6 protein-coding genes and 1 pseudogene are annotated in these 5,461 nt (G+C 33.6%); 2 read left to right on the top strand and 5 right to left on the bottom strand.

What is annotated here, in order from left to right; genetic code table 11:
• Positions 1-621 precede the first annotated feature (621 nt).
• Positions 622-1,854 carry an FtsX-like permease family protein gene (locus L6Q46_RS12470; RefSeq protein WP_291284577.1) on the bottom strand — a complete coding sequence of 411 codons (1,233 nt, stop codon included), beginning with the start codon at positions 1,852-1,854 and terminating at the stop codon, positions 622-624.
• Positions 1,855-1,861: 7 nt separating this feature from the next.
• On the opposite strand from L6Q46_RS12470, the gene L6Q46_RS12465 reads away from it, so the two are divergent.
• A complete protein-coding gene (locus L6Q46_RS12465) occupies positions 1,862-3,136 on the top strand; it encodes a DUF1343 domain-containing protein (RefSeq protein ID WP_291284576.1) in 1,275 nt (424 codons plus the stop codon).
• A gap of 9 nt (positions 3,137-3,145) precedes the next feature.
• On the opposite strand, the gene L6Q46_RS12460 is transcribed toward L6Q46_RS12465, so the two are convergent.
• Both L6Q46_RS12460 and L6Q46_RS12455 read right to left on the bottom strand, forming a co-directional pair.
• Entirely contained in the window at positions 3,146-3,472 is a 327-nt protein-coding gene (locus L6Q46_RS12460; RefSeq protein ID WP_291284575.1) for a hypothetical protein, read from the bottom strand.
• Between the two features lie 45 nt (positions 3,473-3,517).
• A complete protein-coding gene (locus L6Q46_RS12455) occupies positions 3,518-4,012 on the bottom strand; it encodes a YkgJ family cysteine cluster protein (protein ID WP_291284574.1) in 495 nt (164 codons plus the stop codon).
• A 74-nt stretch (positions 4,013-4,086) separates the two neighbouring features.
• Here L6Q46_RS12455 and L6Q46_RS12450 point away from each other — a divergent pair, with 74 nt between their 5' ends.
• Positions 4,087-4,791, top strand: coding sequence for a class I SAM-dependent methyltransferase (locus tag L6Q46_RS12450; RefSeq protein ID WP_291284573.1), 705 nt, complete (start codon positions 4,087-4,089; stop codon positions 4,789-4,791).
• Positions 4,792-4,830: 39 nt separating this feature from the next.
• On the opposite strand, the gene L6Q46_RS12445 is transcribed toward L6Q46_RS12450, so the two are convergent.
• Complete coding sequence (locus tag L6Q46_RS12445; RefSeq protein ID WP_291284572.1) at positions 4,831-5,208, bottom strand: energy transducer TonB; 378 nt, start codon at positions 5,206-5,208, stop codon at positions 4,831-4,833.
• 4 nt (positions 5,209-5,212) lie between these two features.
• A pseudogene (locus L6Q46_RS12440) lies at positions 5,213-5,461 on the bottom strand (7-carboxy-7-deazaguanine synthase QueE); the annotation flags it as partial.

Here is a 5,461-nt window from a genome sequence, read left to right as displayed (position 1 = left end):
AATCTTTTCCGTAACCACAAGCCTTTTATAATCTTTTTTTTGTCTTTTTTTTCATGTTTTTCTTAACATGCTGATAACAAGGATTTAATATAGAAAAGTTTTTTACATCCCCCTAACCCCCTTCGAAGGGGGAATGCTTTTTATGAGGTATTTACTTGTTCAACATATAAGTCATAGAAGTGTTTTGTTACTTATATATAGTGTAGAAAAAGTGCATGGAAGTGGTGTTGGTGTGAAGATAACTAAACGCAACATCCCCCTGACCCCCTTCGAAGGAGGAATGCTTTCTAAGAAGGATTCGTTTATTTTATTTTATACTATATATGTATAGTTTCAGGTTTCAAGTTTCAGGTGTGGCTTAACTGCGTTAAGCGGTAGCCTGCTGCGCAGGAGATTCCTACTTCGGCGGAATGACAATTGCTCGCAGGAGCGAGGAAGGATTGCTAGCTTTGAGAGAGATTTGTGCTTGACGAGCCAGTGGGATGGTTATCTGGAATGCTAAACGTCTTGAATAGCCCCGATGGGAGCGGCATCCTTTTATAAACCCGTCAGATTTGTAAAAGATATAGCGGACAGCGGGACTAAACGTTTTATGGAATGCTGAATATCTGCTTCTAAAAATTAATCGAAGCGTATGGCTTTTACTGGTGAGATTTTGGTGATAATGTAAGATGGAATTAATAAAACCAACAAACAAACGATTACGGTTCCGATGTTTAATAATGCGATGTGGAGTAAATTGATACTTACTGGCGCTTCATTTACGTAATAGTTTTCGGGATTGAGTTGGATTACGCCGAATAATTTTTGAATTAATAATAAAGAGATAGCGATTAGATTTCCCCAAAATAATCCGCGAGCAATTAGGTAAAATGCATTGTACAGAAATATTTTTCTAACATTCCAGTTGTTAGCACCCATGGCTTTTAGAATTCCAATCATTTGGGTGCGTTCTAAAATTAGAACTAATAATGCGACTACCATGTTGATGGTGGCTACGACAATCATTACGATTAGAATAACCAAGATGTTAAAATCAAACAATTTTAGCCATTCGAAAATACTGTAATATTTCTCTTCAATGGTAATACTATTATAGGTAGGCGGAATTTCTTTGTAAACTTCCTCTCCTTTTTCTTTAATTTTTGAGAAATCGTCTACGAAAACCTCGAATGCTCCAACTTCTGTTGGTTGCCATTTGTTGATGAGTTGCACGTGGCGAATATCTCCTATTATATAAGTAGCGTCGAATTCTTGAAAACCTGAGTTGAAAATTCCAGTGATTAGGAAGTTTCTTTTGTTGGGAAGTTTTCCGTTTTCTTTCATGAAAAACGTTAGAAACTTATCTCCTACCTTTAAATGTAATCTTTTAGCTAAGTATTCCGAAATCAAAACTTCGGTATTGAGTTCGGATTTTAGATTTGGGATTTTACCATCGACCAAATATTCTTCTAGATTAGTAAAATTATAATCTTTTCCAACACCTTTATATATGATGCCTTCAAAAGCTTTTTCTGTACGAATGATTCCGGCTTTGCTAGCAACCGCTTGCACATGACTGATGCCTTCTACATTTTTGAACTTAGGATAAAAACTTTGATTGATAGAAATCGGTTCAGTGGTGACTTGTGATTGATTGTCATCAAAATTAGAAATAATAATGTGTCCATTGAAAGCTGATACTTTCTCACGAATTTTATCTTGAAGCCCAACACCTGTAGCCACTGCCATAATCATCATAATAATTCCGATGGCAATTGCCGTAATCGCAATTTTTATAATTGGCGAAGAAATACTACTTTTATAACTTTTAGCAGCAATTAGTCTTTTGGCTATGAAATATTCTAAATTCAAGGTTTTTATGACATCTAAATTATTTTTCAAAAGTACATTATTATTTTTTTCTTTACTAATCGTTTCGTGTGGAAGTAGTAAAAAGGCTATTCCGCAGGTAAAACCGAGTGCTGATAATGTGACTTTGACTTCTACTTCAACAGATGTCACTTTTAAAACCGGTACCGAAAACTTTGGCAGTTATTTACCATTATTGAAAGACAAACGTGTTGGGATTGTTACGAATCAAACGGGAATATTAGAAAACAAAAGTAAATTAAGTCCTGAAGACCACGGAGTACATTTATCGAAAGAGAAGCATTTGGTTGATTTTTTAATCGAACAAAATATCAATCTTCAAAAAATTTATGCTCCTGAACACGGTTTTAGAGGAACAGCTGATGCGGGCGAATTAATTGTTGACGGAAAAGACACCAAAACGAATTTACCAATTATTTCCCTTTACGGAAACAACAAAAAGCCAAAACCTGAACAATTAGAAGGAATTGATATCTTGGTTTTCGATTTGCAAGATGTTGGCGCGCGATTTTACACTTATATATCGTCGTTACATTATGTGATGGAAGCTTGTGCGGAAAATAATATTCCGCTTTTAGTTTTAGACCGACCAAATCCGAACGGAACTATTATTGATGGTCCGATTTTAGAAAATGAACATAAAAGTTTTGTTGGGATGCATGAAATTCCGGTTTTGCATGGAATGACGATTGGCGAATATGCGAAAATGATTAATGGCGAAAAATGGTTGAAAGACAGTTTGCAATGTGATTTGAAAGTAGCACCTTGTTTGAACTATTCGCACGATATGAAATACAGCTTACCTGTGAAGCCTTCGCCAAACTTACCGAACGATCAATCAATTAATTTATATGCGAGTTTGTGCTTTTTTGAAGGCACGAATGTAAGCTTAGGTCGTGGTACCGAAAAACAATTCCAAATTTACGGTTCGCCCTTTTTACCTGAAAGCGAATTTGATTTTAGCTTTACTCCGCAACCTAATTTTGGTGCAAAAGATCCCGTTCATAATGGAAAGTTATGCTTTGGCGAAGATTTAACCGAAATTAGAAAAGTACACCGATTAGAATTAAAATGGTTATTGAAAGCCTACGAAAACACAGCAGACAAAACTGTTTTCTTCAATGATTTCTTTACCAAATTAGCCGGAACCAAAAAACTCCGCGAACAAATTGAAGCCGGAATGACGGAAAAAGAGATTAGAAAAACTTGGCAAGAAGGTTTAGAGCAGTTTAAAGAAGTAAGAAAGAAGTATTTGATTTATTAAGCGATAAAACTATTTTACTATCATCTTACCTATTTCATAACTTTTAATACTACCAAAGCCGTTAAAAATATTTGACTTTGTTAAGTATTCAATAGTTACAGTTTTACCTATTAGTTTATTTTCTAATTCAACCAGACTATTTTTTTCTAATAACGCTCTGTTAATATAATAAACTGAATTGTCATTTTCAATTGTTATCACAGCATCTTTGATTCCGCCTTCACTAATTTTCACAATCTTACCTGTAGTAATTTTACTTTCTTTATCTTCAAATAACTCAAAAATAAGTACAACAAGAAATAAACCAACAATTACAAAAAACACTTTTCTTAACATAATTCTTCTTTTAATGAAAAACGTAAATTGAGATAAAAAAATTGTTTACAAAGGCAACTTCTCCTTCATTTTCTCCACAATATTAAAAGCAGCTGGACAAATCGCTACATTTTTCAAGGTTAAATCTGAGATTTGTTGGAATTTCTTTCTGTCGGTATGAGGAAATTCTCGGCAGGCTTTTGGGCGAACATCGTAGATGAAACATTTGTTGTCGCTATCTAAAAACGTACAAGGAACACTTTTCAACACATAATCGTTGTCTTCATCAATGCGAAGATATTGGTCGATAAATTGCTGTGGTTTTTGACGAAAACTCTTTGAAATTCGCTCAATATCAGCCGAAGTAAACAATGGCCCAGTTGTTTTGCAACAATTGGCACACTCCAAACAATCCGTTTTTTTGAATTCGGCCTCGTGTAAATCTTGCATTACATAATCCAAATTCTTGGGTGTTTTCTTTTTTAACTTGTCAAAATACTTTTTGGTTTCGTTATGCGTATCTTTGGCAAGTTTTCCGAGTTCGTCGATTTTTGGTTTCAAGTTTAAAGTTTCAAGTTGAACCACAAAGTTAAGAACTTGAAACTAAAAAAACCTGAAACTTTAAACAAAAAGCGATGAAAGACCTTTTCGGAAAAGCCATTTTAGATTATCAAACCAATAATTCTCCCGAAGATTTAATCACAGAAACTTCTATTTCGGAAGCCGATGAAATGAGTGTTGCTTATTTGTTTCGTGATTTTAAAGAAATGCCAAAATTGGAGCAAAAAGCGTTACAATTGGCAAAAGGAAAAGTGTTAGACGTTGGTTGTGGTGCAGGAAGTCATGCTTTGTATTTGCAGGAAAAAGGTTTTGATGTTACGGCAATTGATATTTCTGAAAACGCGATTAAAGCTTGTGAATTAAGAGGTTTGAAAAATTGTAAAGTTTCGGATGTTTTGGATTTAGATACTTCTGAAAAATTCGACACCATTCTACTTTTAATGAATGGAACTGGAATTTTCGGAAAAATGAATCATATTCCTACTTTTTTACAAAAATTGAAATCGCTTTTAAACGAAGGCGGACAAATTTTAATTGATAGTTCGGACTTAATTTACATGTACGACCAAGACGAAGATGGCGCTTACGAAGTTCCTGCTAATGGTTATTATGGTGAATTAACGTTCACTATTCAGTATAAAGGAGAAACGGAAGATACCTTCGATTGGTTATATTTGGATTATAATACACTACAAAATGCCGCAATTGCAAATGGTTTAGAATGTGAATTGATTTTAGAAGGGAAACATTTTGATTATTTAGCGAAGCTAACTTTATAAAACAAAAAATCCCAAAACTAATGATTTGGGATTTTTTGTTTATTTAAATGTCAAAGGCATTTTCAAATTGATACTTACTGGCTTTCCTCCTCTTGAAGCAGGTTGCCATTTTGGCGCTTTTCGCAAAACGCGAATCAACTCTATTGCCGAATTAGAACCTAAATCTCTAACAACTTTAATGTTTTTTACTTCTCCATTTTCATTAACAGTAAATTCAAAAATAATTTGTCCCTTTTTCTCTACTGTTTTAATATCAAGATTGGCAATTATATAATCGTAAAATTTATCAATCCCTCCATTTTGAAATTTGGCTTCGATAAATTCACCTCCTAAATACACTTCATCTTCTCCTCCTAATTGAGAAAAACTCAAGTTTGAAAACAAAACAAAAATTATTAGAAATAAAAACTTCTTCATATAATTAAGGAATATTTAAATATTTATGGGTTTGTAACGAAACTCTCCATTTCGGGTTATTCATTACATAATCAACTATTAAAGGTGTCATTTCTTCTTTTTTGCTCCACTCCGGTTGTAAAAATAAAATAGCATTTGGATTTACTTTTGCTGCTTGTTCTTCTGCAAAAATAAAATCGTGTTTGTTGTAAATGATTACTTTTAATTCGTTGGCAATATCATACGCACTTTGAACTGGTAATTTGTTTTTCTT

Origin of the sequence: Flavobacterium sp., assembly GCF_023151265.1 — a bacterium.
Classification (GTDB): Bacteria; Bacteroidota; Bacteroidia; order Flavobacteriales; family Flavobacteriaceae; genus Flavobacterium.
This window is presented reverse-complemented; position numbering and strand designations above follow the sequence as displayed.

Bases quoted from the DNA above. Each gene is read 5' to 3' on its own strand.
- L6Q46_RS12465 (WP_291284576.1), top strand. From the start codon at position 1,862: ATGACATCTAAATTATTTTTCAAAAGTACATTATTATTTTTTTCTTTA.
- L6Q46_RS12460 (WP_291284575.1), bottom strand. From the start codon at position 3,472: ATGTTAAGAAAAGTGTTTTTTGTAATTGTTGGTTTATTTCTTGTTGTA.
- L6Q46_RS12445 (WP_291284572.1), bottom strand. From the start codon at position 5,208: ATGAAGAAGTTTTTATTTCTAATAATTTTTGTTTTGTTTTCAAACTTG.
- L6Q46_RS12450 (WP_291284573.1), top strand. From the start codon at position 4,087: ATGAAAGACCTTTTCGGAAAAGCCATTTTAGATTATCAAACCAATAAT.